At 69.2% G+C, this 17,458-nt stretch carries 19 protein-coding genes; 10 read left to right on the top strand and 9 right to left on the bottom strand.

From position 1 onward, the window contains the following. Nucleotides 1-25: 25 nt before the first annotated feature. Nucleotides 26-730 carry a DUF4386 domain-containing protein gene (locus IEX31_RS16080; RefSeq protein WP_188744416.1) on the bottom strand — a complete coding sequence of 235 codons (705 nt, stop codon included), beginning with the start codon at nucleotides 728-730 and terminating at the stop codon, nucleotides 26-28. A 213-nt stretch (nucleotides 731-943) separates the two neighbouring features. On the opposite strand from IEX31_RS16080, the gene IEX31_RS16075 reads away from it, so the two are divergent. Further along, the gene (locus IEX31_RS16075) at nucleotides 944-1,894 is read left to right on the top strand and encodes a 1-phosphofructokinase family hexose kinase (RefSeq protein WP_229662432.1); all 951 of its coding nucleotides are present in this window, start codon (nucleotides 944-946) and stop codon (nucleotides 1,892-1,894) included. A 34-nt stretch (nucleotides 1,895-1,928) separates the two neighbouring features. On the opposite strand, the gene IEX31_RS16070 is transcribed toward IEX31_RS16075, so the two are convergent. After that, nucleotides 1,929-3,011: an IS630 family transposase gene (locus tag IEX31_RS16070; RefSeq protein ID WP_229662431.1), complete on the bottom strand. Its 1,083-nt coding sequence runs from the start codon at nucleotides 3,009-3,011 to the stop codon at nucleotides 1,929-1,931. A 123-nt stretch (nucleotides 3,012-3,134) separates the two neighbouring features. Here IEX31_RS16070 and IEX31_RS16065 point away from each other — a divergent pair, with 123 nt between their 5' ends. After that, a complete protein-coding gene (locus tag IEX31_RS16065) occupies nucleotides 3,135-3,461 on the top strand; it encodes a hypothetical protein (RefSeq protein WP_188744415.1) in 327 nt (108 codons plus the stop codon). Nucleotides 3,462-3,495: 34 nt separating this feature from the next. On the opposite strand, the gene IEX31_RS16060 is transcribed toward IEX31_RS16065, so the two are convergent. After that, complete coding sequence (locus tag IEX31_RS16060; RefSeq protein ID WP_188744414.1) at nucleotides 3,496-4,161, bottom strand: TetR/AcrR family transcriptional regulator; 666 nt, start codon at nucleotides 4,159-4,161, stop codon at nucleotides 3,496-3,498. A 171-nt stretch (nucleotides 4,162-4,332) separates the two neighbouring features. Here IEX31_RS16060 and IEX31_RS16055 point away from each other — a divergent pair, with 171 nt between their 5' ends. From IEX31_RS16055 to IEX31_RS16040, 4 genes are read left to right on the top strand one after another with little or no spacing between them, the layout of a single operon-like run. Further along, nucleotides 4,333-5,601, top strand: coding sequence for a sugar ABC transporter substrate-binding protein (locus IEX31_RS16055; protein ID WP_229662430.1), 1,269 nt, complete (start codon nucleotides 4,333-4,335; stop codon nucleotides 5,599-5,601). A 3-nt stretch (nucleotides 5,602-5,604) separates the two neighbouring features. Further along, entirely contained in the window at nucleotides 5,605-6,537 is a 933-nt protein-coding gene (locus tag IEX31_RS16050; RefSeq protein WP_188744413.1) for a carbohydrate ABC transporter permease, read from the top strand. Nucleotides 6,538-6,540: 3 nt separating this feature from the next. Then, a complete protein-coding gene (locus IEX31_RS16045) occupies nucleotides 6,541-7,449 on the top strand; it encodes a carbohydrate ABC transporter permease (protein WP_229662429.1) in 909 nt (302 codons plus the stop codon). 37 nt (nucleotides 7,450-7,486) lie between these two features. Next, nucleotides 7,487-8,656 carry a glycoside hydrolase family 1 protein gene (locus IEX31_RS16040; RefSeq protein ID WP_188744428.1) on the top strand — a complete coding sequence of 390 codons (1,170 nt, stop codon included), beginning with the start codon at nucleotides 7,487-7,489 and terminating at the stop codon, nucleotides 8,654-8,656. 112 nt (nucleotides 8,657-8,768) lie between these two features. Here IEX31_RS16040 and IEX31_RS16035 read toward each other — a convergent pair whose 3' ends face one another. Beyond that, nucleotides 8,769-9,245, bottom strand: a complete 477-nt coding sequence (locus IEX31_RS16035) for an ATP-dependent zinc protease family protein (RefSeq protein ID WP_188744412.1) — start codon at nucleotides 9,243-9,245, stop codon at nucleotides 8,769-8,771. Between the two features lie 26 nt (nucleotides 9,246-9,271). Here IEX31_RS16035 and IEX31_RS16030 point away from each other — a divergent pair, with 26 nt between their 5' ends. Then, nucleotides 9,272-10,465, top strand: a complete 1,194-nt coding sequence (locus IEX31_RS16030) for a RimK family alpha-L-glutamate ligase (RefSeq protein ID WP_188744411.1) — start codon at nucleotides 9,272-9,274, stop codon at nucleotides 10,463-10,465. A gap of 79 nt (nucleotides 10,466-10,544) precedes the next feature. Here the strand turns inward: IEX31_RS16030 and IEX31_RS16025 are convergent, their stop codons facing one another. Then, nucleotides 10,545-10,898: a GntR family transcriptional regulator gene (locus tag IEX31_RS16025; RefSeq protein WP_229662427.1), complete on the bottom strand. Its 354-nt coding sequence runs from the start codon at nucleotides 10,896-10,898 to the stop codon at nucleotides 10,545-10,547. 34 nt (nucleotides 10,899-10,932) lie between these two features. After that, nucleotides 10,933-11,370 (bottom strand): Lrp/AsnC family transcriptional regulator, encoded by a 438-nt coding sequence (locus IEX31_RS16020; protein WP_188744409.1) that lies wholly within the window; start codon nucleotides 11,368-11,370, stop codon nucleotides 10,933-10,935. 328 nt (nucleotides 11,371-11,698) lie between these two features. On the opposite strand from IEX31_RS16020, the gene IEX31_RS16015 reads away from it, so the two are divergent. Continuing rightward, the gene (locus IEX31_RS16015; protein ID WP_188744408.1) at nucleotides 11,699-12,499 is read left to right on the top strand and encodes an LLM class F420-dependent oxidoreductase; all 801 of its coding nucleotides are present in this window, start codon (nucleotides 11,699-11,701) and stop codon (nucleotides 12,497-12,499) included. On the opposite strand, the gene IEX31_RS16010 is transcribed toward IEX31_RS16015, so the two are convergent. Further along, entirely contained in the window at nucleotides 12,500-12,712 is a 213-nt protein-coding gene (locus IEX31_RS16010; protein ID WP_188744407.1) for a hypothetical protein, read from the bottom strand. A gap of 339 nt (nucleotides 12,713-13,051) precedes the next feature. Here IEX31_RS16010 and ddaH point away from each other — a divergent pair, with 339 nt between their 5' ends. Then, nucleotides 13,052-13,912 carry a dimethylargininase gene (ddaH, locus tag IEX31_RS16005; RefSeq protein ID WP_188744406.1) on the top strand — a complete coding sequence of 287 codons (861 nt, stop codon included), beginning with the start codon at nucleotides 13,052-13,054 and terminating at the stop codon, nucleotides 13,910-13,912. Beyond that, nucleotides 13,909-15,159 (top strand): ornithine--oxo-acid transaminase, encoded by a 1,251-nt coding sequence (gene rocD, locus IEX31_RS16000; protein WP_188744405.1) that lies wholly within the window; start codon nucleotides 13,909-13,911, stop codon nucleotides 15,157-15,159. Before ddaH ends, rocD begins: the two co-directional genes overlap by 4 nt. Nucleotides 15,160-15,328: 169 nt before the next feature. On the opposite strand, the gene IEX31_RS15995 is transcribed toward rocD, so the two are convergent. Together IEX31_RS15995 and IEX31_RS15990 are read right to left on the bottom strand one after the other, a co-directional pair. Further along, nucleotides 15,329-16,063, bottom strand: coding sequence for a DUF4097 family beta strand repeat-containing protein (locus tag IEX31_RS15995; RefSeq protein WP_188744404.1), 735 nt, complete (start codon nucleotides 16,061-16,063; stop codon nucleotides 15,329-15,331). A 67-nt stretch (nucleotides 16,064-16,130) separates the two neighbouring features. After that, a complete protein-coding gene (locus tag IEX31_RS15990; RefSeq protein WP_188744403.1) occupies nucleotides 16,131-16,961 on the bottom strand; it encodes an alpha/beta fold hydrolase in 831 nt (276 codons plus the stop codon). Nucleotides 16,962-17,458: the final 497 nt, after the last annotated feature.

Raw genomic sequence — 17,458 nt, 5'->3', positions numbered from 1 at the left:
GGAGGGTGCGTGCGACGGCCGGCGGTCAGTCCGCGACGCCGACGAGCAGCGCGATGCCCGTCGCGATGAGCCACAGCGACCACGCGATGTAGGCGATCGGCGTGAGCCTGCCCGCGAACTTCCAGCCGCGGAGTTCGAAGGCGCCGACGAACTCGAACGAACAGAGGGCGAGGGCGGCTCCGACGATGATCCCGACGACGCCGAGCCAGGCCGGGACGACCGTCGAGGTGGTGATGGCGATCCCGACGAGGATGCTCCATCCCCCCGTGAGCAGGTAACCCAGGTGTTCGCCGACCGCGACGCCGAGGTACCGGTTGAACGCCTGGAAGACGACGTCGATCACCTCCTTTCGCGCCGGGGTGGCGTCTGGCTCGTCGATGGCCCGAGCGAGGTAGGGCACGAGGAACGGCCAGCGGATGAGTCCGAGGAACTGCACGAGTGCCGCGAGCACGCCGATCGTCGCTCCGATTCCGAGGAGCGCCCGGTCGGCACCCGAGAGGCTCCCGGCGACGAGGACCGCGAGTGGCGCGAACAGGACCGCGGTCATCGCGAACACCCACCACAGCAGCACGAGCCGGGATCCACCCGCGCGGAAGCGTTCCAGCACTTCTTCCGTCGGGCGACGCAGGATGTCCGGGTAGTCGAACGTGGCGGCGAGAGCGGCGAACGCCGCGTTGAAGGCGAGTGGGAGTGCGATGAGCAGCACTCCCGCGGCGATAGCGGCGATCATCGATGGCCTCGAATCTCTTCTTCAGAGGGGCAGGGGCAGGGGCAGGGGCAGGGGCAGGGGCAGGGGCAGGGGCAGGGGCAGGGGCAGGGGCAGGGGCAGGGGCAGCCTACTCGCCCCCCGGGTCGCCGTGCTCGGGGCAGCTCGTGCGCGCTGCCGTGTCGTGCCGGCAGCGGGACGACGGCGCCGGGGCACGCGCCGCCCTATGCTCGTGGTGTGGTCGCGCACGCTCCGATCGTCACGTTGACGATGAACCCCGCGCTCGACGTGTCGAGCGCGACCGAGCAGGTCGTGCCCGAACACAAGCTCCGCTGCGGACCGAGCCGGTTCGACCCGGGCGGGGGCGGCGTCAACGTATCGCGGGCGATCCGCAACCTGGGCGGCAACTCGATTGCGATCTGCCCGCTCGGCGGCCCCACCGGACAGGCGTACCGAGGGTTCCTGGAACAGGAGGGCGTCCTCGCGCGCGTGGTCGGGGTCGCGGGGAACACGCGCGAGAGCTTCACGGTCGACGAGCTCTCGACTGGCGACCAGTTCCGCTTCGTGCTGCAGGGGCCGACGCTGCGCGAGCCCGAGTGGCGTGCGTGCCTCTCGGTGGTCGGCGACGTGCTGCCGGTCGGCGGCTACCTCGTCGCCAGCGGCAGCCTGCCACCCGGGGTGCCCGACGACTTCTACGCCCTCCTCGCCCGGATCTGCGGCGAGCACGACGTGCGCATCGTGGTCGACGCATCGGGCCCGGCACTCGAGGCTGCGCTCGACCAGCGGGTCTTCCTCATCAAGCCGAGCCTGCGCGAGCTGGCCGAGCTCGTGGGCGCGGGCGACACCCTCGACGAGGCCGATCAGGTCGAGGCCGCGAGGGCGATCGTCGCCGGCGGCCGCGCCGAGATCGTCGCACTCTCGCTCGGAGGGGCGGGGGCCATGCTCGCCACCGCCGACGGCGTGCTCCGGCTGCCGACCCCACGCGTCGAGGTGCAGAGCACCGTCGGCGCGGGCGACGCGTTCCTCGCCGGGCTCGTCCTGCGCCTCGCGGAGGGGCGCACCGTGGCGGAGGCGTTCCGCACCGCGGTCGCCGCGGGGAGCGCGACGGCGATGCTCGAGGCGACCGGACTCTGTCGTGCCGAGGATGTCGCGCGGCTCGAGGCGAGGCTGGCGGCTGCGCCGGCGTAGGGCTAGTGGTCATGTTTGTTAGTTCGTCGGGGGTTCAGGCGGCGGGTTCGTGTCGGTCGAGGCGTTCGAGGAGTCCGTGGAGTGCGGCGCGTCCGAAGCGCCAGTCGAAGGGGTGCGCGGTCACGTTGTAGCGGTTCTGGAATGCGATGAGCCGGTTCTCGAGGGCGGTGAGGTCGGGGAAGTCCTGGGGCTTGACGACTTTGCGTTGCACGATCGAGAAGTAGATCTCGACCTGGTTCAGCCAGGACGCGTGCACGGGTAGGTGCACCAGCCGGGCGGTCGGCCAGGCGTCGCGGATTCGCTGCATCGACGCCGCACCGTTATGCGAGGAACCGTTGTCCACGACCCAGAACACCCGCCGCGCTGACGCGTACGGCGCGGTGGTCATGACCTGCTCTACCAACGCGGTGAACGGTGCGATCCCGGTGCTGGGAGCGCATCGGCCGATCACTCGTGCGTGGTGCACGTCGTACGCGGCGAGGTAGGCGAGGGTGCCGCCGCGACGGTATTCGAACTCGACCCGCCGTGTCCTGCCCGGTGCCGGGGGCAGTCCTGGGTGGCGGCGCTGCAGGGCTTGCAGCTGGGACTTCTCGTCGGCGCTGATGACGTAGTCGTCCGGGCCGAGCGGTTCCCCGTCCCAGACGCGGTCGTAGAGGCCCAGGACCCGGCCTGCTTTGAACGCGAAGTCCCGGTCGCGGGGGAAGATCCAGGACCGGTGCTGCCAGGGCTTGATCGCGTCGGCGTCCAACCAGCGCCGGACCGTGGATCGTGACACGGTATCCACGATCCCGCGGCTGGTGGCCTCGGCGGCCAGCTCATGGTGGGACCACCGGGACAACGGCACCCCGGTCTCGGCCGGAAGCTGGCAGGCCAGCGCCTTCACCTCCGCGACAACCGTGTCCCCGAACACCGCCGGGCGGCCGGTGCGGGACAGATCCCGCAAGCCCGGCACGCCCCGCTCGGCGAACCGGGAACGCCACTTCCGGACCGTGTCCACGTGCACCCCCTCGGCGCGGGCGATCGCCGCGTTCGAGGCGCCACCGGCCGCGGCGAGGATGATCCGGGCACGACGGGCGTCGCGGACCTCGGTGCGCACCCGCCGCGCCCGTCGGGACAACTCAAACTCCTCAGCATCGGACAGGACGATGAAGAACGGGCTGATCATAGGCATGATCAGGGATTAACAGTCCGACCGGGCCGCCCGGTGGTGACACGCCGACGCGTCCACGATCATGGTGTCATGGTCGCCATCCCGGAATCCACGAAGATCTCCCTCTCCCAACGGCTGAACATCCGCGCCCGGGAACGGTGGCCCCAGGTCACTCGCGTGGACACCCGATTCCGAGGCTCGTTCGCATACGTCACCGCCCGCCTGACCGACGGCGACGAACTCCCACTGATACGACTACGGTATGGCGGCTCGGCCCGCATCTGGGGCTTCGCGATGTATCGCGCCAGCCACGACGACTACGAAGACGCCTGGCTACCCGACGGGCAACCCGCAGGAACCCCCGAAGACGCCCTCGACACCGCCTGCGGCCTCTACCTCGCCGACCCCACCGCCTGAGCCTGAACCCCCGACGAACTAACAAACATGACCACTAGTGCCCGGAGTCGACGCGGGGATCCAGCAGGTATCCCCGCACGAACTCGTCGAAGAGGGCGGTCATGTCGACCGAGTCGTCGAGCAGCCACTGCTGCTGCAACCCGTCCATGACGGCGGAGATCAGCCGCGCGGCATGCGCCGTGTCGATGTCGGACCTGATGAGCCCGTCGCGCTGGGCGTCGGCGAGCACGTCGCTCGCCGACGCGGCGCTCTCGGCGTATCGCCGTGCGAAATCCTCGTGTGCCGGATGCTCCGTGTCGGTCGCCTCGGCGGAGATGACCGTGTAGAGCGAGGTGAGGCCGCGCGTGGTCTGGTTGTAGGCGACGACCTTGCGAACCTGCTCGAGCAGCGTGAACTCCGAGACGTCTCCGGCCGCCGCCTGCACCCGCGCGTCGCGCTGCCGCAGCACCTCTGTGAAGAGCTCCTCCTTGCTGGCGAAGTGGTGCATGAGGCCCGCGGGGGTGAGGTTCACCCGTTTGGCGATCTCCCGGAGTGAGCCGCTGTGGAAGCCGTGGCGCCCGAAGACGACGAGGGCCGCATCGACGATCTCCTGACGTTTGGCCTGGCCTTTCGCGTAGCTGCCGCGCGTGCCTCGAGCGGGGCGGACGACCGACGCGCCGTCGGCCTGGGTGCCCCCTGCGCCGGCATCTGCTCGTTCCATGTGCCGAATCTACCGCACCGACGACAAAAACCTGTCGCATGTAAGGTTTCTGCGTTATGTTGAGAGCGTCGCGGTCGGAGCCGCGACTCGCACACCGAGCGAGACCTCGCTCACGAGCGGTCGATGACCAATGGAGGCAGACCGATGAATCGATGGAGATCACACCGAGCGTTGCGACGACTGACGACGGCCGGTGCCGTGGTCGCCGCCGGCGCCATCATCCTGACCGGATGCGGGCGCGGCGACGGCGGCGGTGCGAGCGGCCCCGAGAGCAAGGGTTCCATCGATGACGAGCCGGCCACCGGCGCCGTCGAGGTCTGGGCCATGGGCAACGAGGGCGAGGTACTCGGCCAACTCGCGGCGCAGTTCGAAGAGGAGAACCCCGACGTCACGATCGACGTCACCGCCGTGCCGTGGGAGAGTGCGCACGACCGCATCGCAACAGCGATCGCCGGTGGGGAGACGCCCGACATCTCGATGCTGGGTACCACCTGGGTCGGCGAGTTCGCCGCGACGGGCGCGTTCGAGCCCACCCCCGACGGCCTCGTCGACGAGGGCAGCTTCTTCGACGGGTCGTGGGACACGACGATCGTCGATGACGTCGCCTACGGCATCCCGTGGTACGTCGACACCCGCGTGCTCTACTACCGCACCGACCTCGCCGAAGCGGCCGGCGTCGAGGCGCCCGAAACCTGGGACGAGTACAAGGCGTTCGCCAAGGCCCTGCAGGCGCAAGGGGCGACCTCCGGCGTCTCGCTCCCGCCGGGCGGCTTCGACTCCTGGCAGTACGTGACACCGCTCGCCTGGCAGCAGGGCGGTGACATCCTCGACGGGGAGACGTTCACGCTCGACAGCCCGGAGTGGCAGGAGGCGTTCGAGTTCTACGGGAGCTTCTTCGAGGAGGGCATCTCGGAGCCGGTTCGACTCGAGGGCGGAGAGATCGAGCAGAAATTCATCGCGGGTGAGGTCGGCTCGTTCTACAGCGGACCGTTCCACGTGAGCCTGCTGCTGGAGCAGGGCGGGGCTGAGTTCGCCGACAAGTTCGCGGTCGCCATGGTGCCGGGTGCCGACAGCCGCACGAGCTTCACCGGTGGCGGCAACCTCGCCGTCTTCAACGACAGCGACAACCGCGACGCCTCGTGGAAGTTCGTGCGCTGGCTCGCCGAGCCCGAGACACAGGTGCAGTGGTACGACATCTCGACCGACCTGCCGAGCGTCGAGGCCGCTTGGGACGACCCGGTATTCTCGGATGACCCGTACCTCAGCGTCTTCGGAGAGCAACTGACCGACTCGAAGGCGCCGCCGGCGATCCCGACGTGGGCCCAGGTCTCGGCCGTCATCGACCAGGAACTCGAGAAGGTCACGCGGGGCGAGACGAGCGTCGAAGACGCGCTCGCCGCGGTGCAGCAGCAGGCCGAGTCGATCGGCACCGGCCAGTAGGCCATGGTCGCACTCTCCCCGTCGGCTCCGACGCCCGCACGAGCACCCGCCCGTGCGTCGCGTCGGGGCCGGCGTGCCACGCTCGTCGCGTGGGGCTTCGCCGCTCCGTTCCTGATCCTGTTCCTCGTGTTCATGGCCGGCCCGATCGTGGCATCGCTCGCGATGAGCTTCACCGATCTCACGACGCGCGACCTGCAGACCCCGTTCAACGTGGACTTCGTCGCGTTCGAGAACTACGTGAGGCTCTTCGACGACCCGCGGTTCCTGCGGTCGCTCCTGAACACCTCGATCTTCGTGATCGTCGGCGTGCCGCTCACGATGGCGCTCGCGCTCGCCGTGGCCCTCGCGCTGAACACCGGCATCGACAGGTTCCGCACGGTCTTCCGGGTCGGCTACTACGCACCGGTCGTGACGAGCATCGTGGCGATCGCGATCGTATGGCGGTTCATCCTGCAGCCCGACGGCCTGCTGAATGCGTTCCTCGGCTGGTTCGGCATTCAGGGGCCCGAGTGGCTGCAGAGCACGACCTGGGCGTTGCCCTCGCTGATCCTGATGGCGGTCTGGCGCAACATCGGCACCCTCATGGTGATCTTCCTCGCCGGCCTTCAGGGCGTGCCAAAGGAGCACCACGAAGCGGCGATGGTCGATGGCGCGAACGCGTTCCAGCGCTTCGGCAACATCACGCTGCCGGCGATGCGGCCGACGCTCCTCTTCGCCGCGGTGATCACCGGCATCGGCTTCCTGCAGTTCTTCGAGGAGCCGTTCGTGATGACCCGCGGCGGGCCGCTCGACTCGACACTCTCGACCGCGATGTACACGTACAACCAGTTCGGGTTCGGCAACTACTCGTTCGCGTCGGCGGCGAGCTACGTGCTGTTCCTCGCGATCGTCGCGTTGTCGCTGATCCAGTTCCGGCTGCTCGGAAGGAGAGACTGACCGATGTCGACGATCACGGGTGGCACGCAGATGACGGATGCCGCGGGCGCCGGGGCATCCACTGCCGCGACGGTGACCGGCGCACCACGCCGTCGCCGTCCCCGGCCGCGATGGTGGCTCTACGTCGTGCTCACGCTCGGACTCGTGGCCATGGTGATGCCGTTCGTCTGGATGATCCTCGGATCGTTCAAGACGAACGCCGAGATCCGCCAGTACCCGACGAACTTCTGGCCCCTCGACCCGACGATCGACAACTACACGCAGCTGTTCGGCCGGCTCGACTTCGCGACGTTCTTCACGAACAGCATCATCGTGGCGTCCTTCGTGACGCTCGGCAACATCGTGTTCTCGTCGATGGTGGGCTACGCGCTCGCGAAGCTCGAGTTCCGTGGGAAGCGGCTGCTCTTCCTGCTCGTGCTCGGCACGCTCATGGTGCCGGGCGTCGTCACGTTCGTGCCGCTCTTCGTGCTCACCGCGAACCTCGGGCTGGTGAACTCGTACCCGGGCCTGATCCTGCCGTTCCTGATCACGCCGCTCGGCGTGTTCCTCATGCGCCAGTTCATGCTGAGCCTGCCCGACGACATCATCGAGGCGGCGCGCATCGACGGCGCGGGGGAGTGGCGCATCTTCGCGCGGGTGATCATGCCGCTCTGCGGGCCGGCGGTCGCGACGCTCACGATCCTCACCTTCCTCGCGAGCTGGAACAACTTCCTCTGGCCGCTCGTCGTGGCCACTACCGAGGACAAGTACACGCTCCCGGTGGCGCTCGCGCTCTACTCGGTGGGCCAGAACGCGGCGCAGTACGGGCTCATGATGGCGGGCGCCGTCGTCGTGGTCGTGCCGGTGCTGCTCATCTTCGTGGTCCTGCAGCGCTACTTCGTGCAGGGCATCGCCCTCACCGGAATCAAGTAAGTCCGAATCGACCGAGAAGGAGGGCTGCGTGCCCGACATCCGCTTCCCCGACGGCTTCCTGTGGGGTGCCTCGACCGCCGCCCACCAGGTGGAGGGCAACAACGTGAACTCCGACTGGTGGCAGCGCGAGCACGGGCACCTGCCGGGGGCGCCGGTGGAGACGCCGTCGGGCGATGCCGCCGACAGCTTCCACCGCTATCCCGAAGACATGGCGCTGCTCGCCGGCGCGGGGCTGAACTCCTACCGGTTCAGCATCGAGTGGGCGCGGATCGAGCCCGAAGACGGCTTCGTCTCCCGGGCGATGATCGACCACTACCGGCGTATGGCCGGCACCGCACGCGACCTCGGTCTGCAGCCGATCGTGACCCTGCACCACTTCACCAATCCCATCTGGTTCGCACGCGACGGCGGGTGGCTGACGGATGTCTCGATCGACCGCTTCGCCCGTTTCGTCGAGGCCGCGCTTCCGGTGCTCGACGACGTCGACCTCGTCTGCACCATCAACGAGCCGAACATGGTCTCGGTGCTCGCCGATCCCTCGGTCTGCTTCCCGTCGGTCGGGTTGCCGCCGGGCGTGCCCCACGTGACCGATCGCCTGATCGCGGCCCACAAGCGCGCCGTCGAACTCGTGCGGGGGGTCGGCAGTTCGGCCGGCTGGTCGGTGGCCACGCAGGCATATCAGCCGGAACCCGGTGCCGAGCAGGTCGCGGCCGAGTACGCATGGTCCCGCGAAGACGTGTTCCTCGATGCGGCATCCGGCGACGACTGGGTCGGTGTGCAGGCCTACACGCGCACCAAGATCGGGGTAGGAGGGCCCCTGCCGATTCCCGATGCCGCAGAACGCACCCTCACCGGCTGGGAGTACTATCCGCCGGCCATCGGTGACGGCATCCGCAACTCGTGGGCACGCAATGGCCTCCCCGTCTACGTCACCGAGAACGGCATCGCGACGGCCGACGATGTTCGCCGCATCGCCTACGCGCGCGGGGCACTCGCCGCGGTCGCCTCGGCGATGGCTGACGGTGTCGACGTGCGCGGCTACCTGCACTGGAGTGCCCTCGACAACTACGAGTGGGGCAGTTTCCGTCCGACGTTCGGGCTCATCCGATGGGACCCGCGGACCTTCGAGCGGCAGCCCAAGCCCAGCCTCGGCTGGCTCGGCGAAGTCGCACGCTCTGGCGTGTTGGCGACCGGCCCGACCGCGTGACCAGGTGAGCGTGCGACGCTCCCCCTGTTTCCGTTCCCGCGTCACGTTCCCGCCCGACGTGGAACACCACGCGGGAACGGAAACATGGAGAGCCGCGGCGACGTCGCGTTGCTCAGCGCCCGCGATTGCGACGACGGATCCCGTCCGGCGCGCGTCCGCCTGTGAACGACCGCGACGCGTCGACCACGAACCCCTGGCGCAGGACCTCCCGGCCGATGAGCATACGGAACCCCATCTCGTCGCGGTTGGTGAGCGTGACCTCGGCCTTCACGGGGTGACCGCGGAGCACCATCTCGAGGAGCACCACGATCCGCTCCTCGGTGTGCCCCGACGAGCTGCGCACGATGCGGCGGTCGTGGATGGGGCACTCGACCACGGCGAGATCCTCGTCGGTGTCCTGCCAGGGGTGGATGCCGAATCGAACGAAGTGCTTGCGTCTTCGCCGGAACTCCACGATGTCGAAGGCGTGCAACGACGAGGTCCGCGCCCCGGTATCCACCTTCGCCTTGATCCACGGCACGCCCACCCCAGGCAGGCTCACCCATTCGCGCCATCCGACGATGGTGTTTGAATGGGGAGGCTCTTCCACACGACCATCTTCGCAGGGGCAACACGATGAAACTGGCGATCCTCTCGCGCGCGCCACAGGCGTACTCCACGCAGCGGCTTCGTGCGGCCGCGCAGCAACGCGGCCACGACGTCAGGGTGCTGAACACCCTGCGCTTCTCGATCGACCTCACCGGCTCCGAACCCGACCTGCAGTACCGTGGCCGCCCGCTCTCCGACTACGACGCCGTGCTGCCCCGGATCGGCAACTCGATCACCTACTTCGGCACGGCCGTGGTGCGCCAGTTCGAGCAGATGGACGTCTATACGCCCAACACCGCGAACGGCATCACGAACGCCCGCGACAAGCTGCGCGCCAACCAGATCCTGTCGCGCCACAACATCGGCATGCCTGCCACGGCGTTCGTGCGGAACCGCGCCGACGTGCGCCCGGCCATCGAGCTCGTCGGCGGGGCGCCGGTCGTCATCAAACTCCTCGAGGGCACGCAGGGCATCGGCGTCATCCTCGCTCCCGAGGTCAAGGTCGCCGAGGCGATCATCGAGACGCTGCACTCGACCAAGCAGAACGTGCTGATACAGCGCTTCATCGCCGAGAGCCGCGGCCGCGACATCCGTGCCCTCGTCGTCGGCGATCGCGTCGTGGCGGCCATGCGGCGCGTCGCGAGCGGCGACGAGTTCCGGTCGAACGTGCACCGCGGCGGCACGGTCGAGCCCGTCGAGCTGTCGCCCGAGTACGAGCAGTCGGCCGTGCGCTCGGCGCAGATCATGGGACTGAAGGTCGCGGGCGTCGACATGCTCGAAGGCAACGAGGGCCCGCTCGTCATGGAGGTGAACTCGTCGCCCGGCCTGCAGGGCATCGAGACGGCGACGAAGCTGGATGTCGCGGGCGCGATCATCGACTACATCGGCGGCCAGGTCGCGTTCCCCGAGATCGACGTGCGCCAGCGCCTCACCGTCTCGACCGGTTACGGCGTCGCCGAGCTCCTCGTGCACGGCGCGGCCGACCTCGTCGGCAAGACGCTCGGCGAGTCCGGGCTCTGGGAGCGCGACATCACCGTGCTCACGCTCCATCGCGGGACGAACGTCATCCCGAACCCGCGCAGGGGCGTCGTGCTCGAGGCCGAGGACCGCATGCTCTGCTTCGGCAAGCTCGAGGAGATGCGCTCGATGGTGCCGGAGCGGCGCCGTCGGCGCGCGAAGGTGCGTCGCCTGCCGAAGCAGCCGATCCCCGAGACGAGCTGAGCGCAGGTCGCGGGAGCGAAGGCAGGTCGATTGCGCCTGTTCTGGATGCCGCGACGGCGTCCGCGGGCGTGCGCGGCGGTCAGGCGAGTGCGGCGTCGACGATCGTGCGTGCCTCGGATGCCTCGACCCCCAGCCGGCGCGCGAGCGCGGCGTAGTCGGCGGCCGCCCGCTGCAGCTGCCGTTCGGCCGGGTCGCCGTGCTCGGCCACGAACGTGCCGTTTCGGCCGCGGGTCTCGATGACGGCGTCGGCCTCGAGCGACCGGTATGCCTTGGCGACGGTGTTCACCGCGAGGTCGAGCTCATCGGCCAGCGCGCGGACGGTCGGCAGCTTCGCGCCGACGGCGAGCCGTCCGTCGCGCACCGCCTCGACGACGTGCGCGCGCACCTGCTCGAAAGGCGGCTCGGAAGCCCCGGGGTCGATCGAGAACCTCACCACACCACCGCCCCGCCCGCGGCATCCGTCATCGTCAGTCCCGGTTGCGGTTCACGAGCCGCGAGAGCACGATCGCGCTGCGGGTGTGGTCGACGTTCGGGGCGATGCGCACGCGCTCGAGGGCGTCCTCGAGCGACGTGATGTCGCGGGCGCGCATGTGCACGATCGCGTCGGCGCTGCCCGTGACGGTGCCGGCGTACACGACCTCGGGCACGCCCTGCAGGATGCGCTGCAGCTCGTCGGGCGCGACGGTGCCGCGGCAGAACAGCTCGACGTAGGCCTCGGTCGACATGCCGTCGACCGACGGGTCCACCTGGATGGTGAACGCCTTGATGACGCCGTCGGCGACGAGTCGGTCGACGCGTCGTTTGACGGCCGACGCGGAGAGGCCGACGGACGATCCGATGTCGCCGTAGCCCGCACGCGCGTTCTGCCGGAGCAGGTCGAGGATGGCGCGGTCGAGGTTGTCCATGCTCGGAGTGTACGTTGATTCGTTGCGTTCGCACAGCGGTTGACGCTGATTTCCTGCGCCCGGCGCACGTTCGAACTCGACGCTCGATGCGGCGGCTCGCTGTCGGCGTGGCGCCGCTCGCGACCGGGACCCCGCGTGCTTCCGCCCGCTCATGGCATTCCGAGTCGAAGGAGGATTCGAGCGATACGCCGGGGGCGGCCGGCGTGTCGGCTCGATCCTCCTTTCAACTGCGCGATGAGGTGGATGCCGCGGCCGGAGGTGTGGATGCCGCAACGGGGGTGTGGATGCCGCGGCCGGGCGTCGCGGTATCCGCCATAGGCTGGAACGCATGCCTCTCGATTCCCCCGTGCGGCTCGGCATCCAGGTGCAGCCGCAGCACGCCGAGTACCACGCCATCCGTGACACCGTGCTCCGTCTCGAGGAACTCGGCGTCGACATCGCCTTCAACTGGGACCACTTCTACCCGCTGTCGGGCGACCGCGACGGCAAGCACTTCGAGGCGTGGACCATCCTCGGCGCGTGGGCGGAGCAGACCGAGCGCATCGAGTTCGGCACCCTCGTGAGCTGCAACTCGTACCGCAACGCGGACCTGCAGGCCGACATGGCCCGCACGCTCGACCACATCAGCGCAAAAGGCGGCACTGGCCGGTTCATCTTCGGCACCGGGTCGGGCTGGTTCGAGCGCGACTACGACGAGTACGGTTACGAGTTCGGCACGCCGGGCACACGCCTGAAGGCTCTCGCCGGCGCGCTGCCGCGAATCGAGGCTCGGTGGGCGAAGCTGAATCCCGGTCCGACGCGGAAGATCCCCGTGATGATCGGCGGCAAGGGCGAACAGAAGACGCTGCGCATCGTCGCCCGGCACGCCGACATCTGGCACTCGTTCGTTGCACCCGACGACCTGCCGCACAAGCTCGACGTGCTGAAACGGTGGGGCGACGAGGTCGGTCGCGACGTCTCGCAGATCACGGTGTCGAACGAGCTCACCCGTCGACGCGTCGACCTCGAGTACGCCGACGCGCTCTACGACGCCGGGGTGCGCATGTTCACGCTCGGCATCTCGGGTCCCGACTACGACCTCGCCCCCGTGACCGAGTGGATGGCCTGGCGCGACGCGAAGAACGGCTGATCAGCAGACGGCAAGGTCCACCACGCGGCGGCGACCTGCGCCGGCTCGGGCCCCGCCGACGACCGAAGCGGCCGGGGCATCCATCGCAGCGTGCTCCCGTCGCAGCGACTCGAGCTCCGCGAGGGCGGCGGCACGCTCCGCATCGCTCTCGAGGGCGCCGTAGGCGATGCGCTGCAGGCGCCGCATCCGTTCGTCGTGCGGCGGTTCGTCCATGCCGACCTCCGTCGATCTTCCGGCGGGGCGCCGGGCCGGGCAACAGGATGCCTCAGCCCGCGGGCGTGCGGCAAGTGCGCCGCCCGGACGCGCGAGTTGAGACATCCGCCCCCTCGTCTGCGCAGCATTCAGCCGCGTCGATCGCGAATGCGCAGGAAATTTGCGTGCGAAGCCCGGAATGTTCCGGCTCGTTCGTTCAGACTGAAAGTGGCGTCTCGACGGCGGCGCAACCCGAACGTCGTCGTCGAGGCTCGGAATGAGCGACCTGGTCCGCCGACATTGCCAACACCGGCTGATGTCGCCCGATGCGACGACATCCGCCCGACGCGAAGGAGCGAGATGTCGACCGCGATCCAGACCGACGAGCAGTCGGGTACCAGGCCCGAGCGCCGGCCGACCGGCCGCACGGTGCTCATGTGCCGGCCCGAGCACTTCACGGTCGTGTACCGGATCAACCCGTGGATGAACCCCGCCGAACCGACCGACACGAGCCTCGCGCTCGCGCAGTGGCAGGTGCTCTATGACACCTACCTCGGGCTCGGTTACGACGTGCACCTCATCGACCCGATCCCGGGCCTGCCCGACATGGTCTACGCCGCGAACGGCGGCTTCGTGATCGACGGTATCGCGTACGGCGCCAGGTTCACGTACCCCGAGCGAGCGCCCGAGGGTCCCGCGTACATGGACTGGTTCCGCGCGGCCGGCTTCGACGTGCGGGAGCCCGAGGAGATCAACGAGGGCGAGGGCGACTTCCTGCTCGTCGGTGAGACGATCCTCGCGGGCACCGGGTTCCGCAGCCATTCGCATTCGCACGAGGAGCTCGCCCGCATCGCCGACCGCGAGGTCGTGACGCTGCGGCTCGTGGACCCGAGTTTCTACCACCTCGATACCGCGGTCGCGGTGCTCGACGCGACGCCCGGGCAGGAGCACGTCGCCTACCTGCCGACCGCGTTCGACGCCGCATCGCTCGCCGTGTTGCGAGAGCGGTTCCCCGATGCGATCCTCGTGAACGAGACGGATGCCGCGGTGCTCGGCCTGAACTCGTTCAGCGACGGGTACAACGTGGTCATCGCCTCGCGCGCCACGGACTTCGAACGGCAGTTGCGCGAGCACGGCTACCACCCGATCGGCGTCGACCTCTCCGAGCTGCTGCTCGGCGGCGGCGGCGTCAAGTGCTGCACCTTGGAGCTGCGCCGATGACTCCGCACACTCGAAACGACGTGATCGACGTCGCGGCTCGGACGGTCGCAGCCATCCACGAGGAGGACGAGCACGCCGCCCACAACTACCACCCGCTGCCCGTGGTCGTGGCATCCGGCGACGGCGCCTGGGTCACCGACGTCGAGGGCCGCCGTTATCTCGATTGCCTCGCGGCCTATTCCGCCGTGAACTTCGGACACGGCAACCCCCGTCTGGTGGACGCTGCCCGCCGCCAGCTCGACCGCATCACGCTCACCAGCCGAGCTTTCCACAACGACCGGCTCGGGCCGTTCGTCACCGAGCTCGCCGCACTCTGCGGCAAGGACATGGTGCTGCCGATGAACACGGGTGCCGAGGCCGTGGAGTCGGGCATCAAGATCGCGCGCGCCTGGGGCTACCGCGTGAAGGGCGTCGAGCGGGACCGCGCCAACGTCATCGTGATGGCCGGCAACTTCCACGGCCGCACCACTACGATCATCTCGTTCAGCGACGACCCCGACGCGCACGCGGACTTCGGTCCGTACACGCCGGGCTTCCACACGGTGCCCTACGGCGACGCCGCCGCGGTCGAGGCCGCGATCGACGAGAACACCGTCGCAGTGCTCATCGAGCCGATCCAGGGAGAGTCCGGCATCGTCGTGCCGCCCGCTGACTTCCTCCCCGAGGTGCGTCGCATCACGCGCGAGCGCAACGTGCTCCTCATCGCCGACGAGATCCAGTCGGGACTCGGCCGCGTGGGGGCGACCTTCGCGTGTGACCTCGTGGGCGTGGTGCCCGACCTGTACCTGCTCGGCAAGGCGCTCGGCGGCGGCATCGTGCCGGTCTCCGCCGTGGTGGGTGATCGCGACGTGCTCGGCGTGATCCGGCCCGGCCAGCACGGCTCCACGTTCGGCGGCAACCCGCTCGCCGCGGCCGTGGGCCTCGAGGTGGTGCGCATGCTGGCGTCGGGCGAGCCGCAGGCGCGAGCCCGGCAGCTCGGCGCGCACCTGCATGAGCGGCTGGACGCACTCGTCGGTCACGGCGTCGTCGCGGTGCGCGGCGCGGGGCTCTGGGCGGGCATCGACGTCGATCCGGCGCTCGCGACCGGACGTGAGGTCTGCGAGGCCCTCATGCGTCGCGGCGTGCTCGCGAAGGACACGCACGGCTCGACCATCCGGCTCGCTCCGCCGATCGTGGTGGAGCAGCACGACCTGGACTGGGCCGTCGATCAGCTGGCGGCCGTGCTCGAGGAGCTGCGGGGCGCGTGACACGACGAGGGGCCGGATGCCGCGGCATCCGACCCGTCCCCCGACCAGGCCCTGCCGACCAGGCCCAGCGATCTCAACCACTGGACGCGACAAGTCGCAGTCGTGCAGGTTCCGGACGCCCAGTACCTGCACGACTGCGACCTTCTGCAGCCGTCCGACGCGCCGCCCGTCAGCCGCCCGTGATCGTGATCGAGCCGTTCGACGTGCGCAGCTCCAGTTCGAACTCGCCGTCGGGGTCGTCGGCGATGCCGATGTCGGTAGAGCCGTTCGAGGTCTCGGCCGTCACCCGGTAGCTGCCCTCGGGCACGCGGAGCTCGATCGCACCGTTCGACGTACGCGCTTCGACGTCCTGCGCCTCGCCGAGACTGAGCTCGATGCTGCCGTTCGAGGTGCGCACCCGCACGCCGTCGCCGTTCAGGTCGCGCCCGATGACCCGGCCGTTGCTCGTCTCGACATCGACGTCGCCCGAGACATCCTCCAGCTCGATGCGCCCGTTCGACGTCCGCACGTCGACCTCGTCGACGCCCCTGAGTTCGATGGTCCCGTTCGACGTCCTCCCGCCCACGTCGAGACCGATCGGCCCCTCGACGGTGTAATCGACCGAACAGAACCGGCCGCAGCCGCCGAGCTCGAGGGTGTCGCCGTCGATCTCGTGCGTCTCGCCGATATCACGGTCGCCGAGGTACGAGACGGTGCGCTCGACCGTGATATCGGTCGCGCCCGCGGCACCGGTCACCCTGACGCTGCCGTTCGCGTCGTCGAGTTCGATCACGGCGATGTCCTCGGTCACGGTGGACTCGTCGGTGAAGCGCTGCGGCGGGCCGATGAAGTTGCATGCGGCCAGGCCGCCGACGGTCATCGCCGTCACGGCGACTGCTGCTGCGGCCCGAACGAACCTGTTCATGGGGTCTCCCTTGCGACGATCGACCCTAGCCCGGCGGGCGCGGCTGCCGAATGGACGAAGGTCCCGTCTACTCGGCCACGAACGCGAGCAGCGCCGCGTTCACCTCGTCGGCGTGCGTCCAGAGCAGGCCGTGCGGCGCGCCCTCGATCTCGACGTACTCGGAAGCGGGCAGCTGCTTGCGGAGTTCGCGCGCCGACACGTCGATCGGCAGGATCCGGTCGGCCGTGCCGTGCACGATCAGCGTCGGCACGTCGATCTTGTCGATGTCGGCGCGGAAGTCGGTGAGCCAGGTGTCGACGCACGCGGATGCGGCGTACCAGGACGCCCCGGCGGCCACATTCCAGCTTCCGCGAAGCGCCTCCTCGCTGATGCTCGAGCCGAGGTTCTCGTCGAGGTTGTAGAAGTTCTCGAAGAATCCGGTGAACCACGCGAACCGGTCGTTCACCGCCTGCGCCGTGAGGTCGTCGAAGTCGGGCGCCGCTCCGCCCGGGTTGTCGTCGGTCTTCCGGAGGTACGGGCCCAGCGCACCGAGGAACGCGGCCTTGGCGATGCGTTCGCTGCCGTGGCTGCCCAGGTAACGGGCCACCTCGCCGGTGCCCATCGAGAATCCGACGAGCACGACGTCGTCGAGCTCGAGTCTGTCGAGCAGGGTCTTCAGGTCGTCGGCGAACGTGTCGTAGTCGTAGCCGGTCGTGGGCTGGCCGGATGCGCCGAAGCCGCGCCGATCGTAGGTGATCACGCGGTACCCGGCGTCGAGCAGCGCCCGTGCCTGCTTCTCCCACGAGTGCCCGTCGAGCGGGTAGCCGTGGATGAGCACGGCCGGCCGGCCGTGCCCGTGGTCCTCGTAGTAGAGCTCGATCGGCGTCGAGTTCTCGGTTCCGACGGTGATGTACGGCATGTGCGTCCTCACTGTTCGATGACGGATGTCACTGTTCGATGACGGATGTCGCGACGGCACGATCCGCCGTCGCCGCCAGTCCATCACCGGCCGACGGGCGGGCACAAGGGCGCATCGTTTTCACGGAGTGGATCGCGGATTGAGACGGCCGCACGATGCCGCGGGCTGGATCCAGTGCCGTTCGACGACGAGAGGACCACCGGCCATGCCGACGTCCACGAGGGAGCTCCCCGCACCATCCGAGCGGCCGTCCTCCACGACGAGGAATCGCGGCTGCGGGTCATCGACATCGACGTGCCGGTGCCCAAGCAGGGTGAGGCGCTCGTCAAGGTCGTCGCGTGCGGCGTCGAGGTCCGGGCCGGCCCGGTCGATGAGCGCGCTCGAGCTGGCCAGGAGCGCTGCGAACTGGGCGTCGACGTCGTCCTGCGCGGCCTGGAGCCCAGTGCTCGTCGCGTCCTTGAACCTGCCCTCGTGGGACCCATCCGTCGCAGGGGCCT

Source organism: Agromyces bauzanensis (assembly GCF_014645655.1).
Taxonomy (GTDB): Bacteria; Actinomycetota; Actinomycetes; order Actinomycetales; family Microbacteriaceae; genus Agromyces; species Agromyces bauzanensis.
The sequence above is the reverse complement of the archived record's forward strand: the minus strand, read 5'-3'. Positions and strand labels throughout refer to the sequence as shown.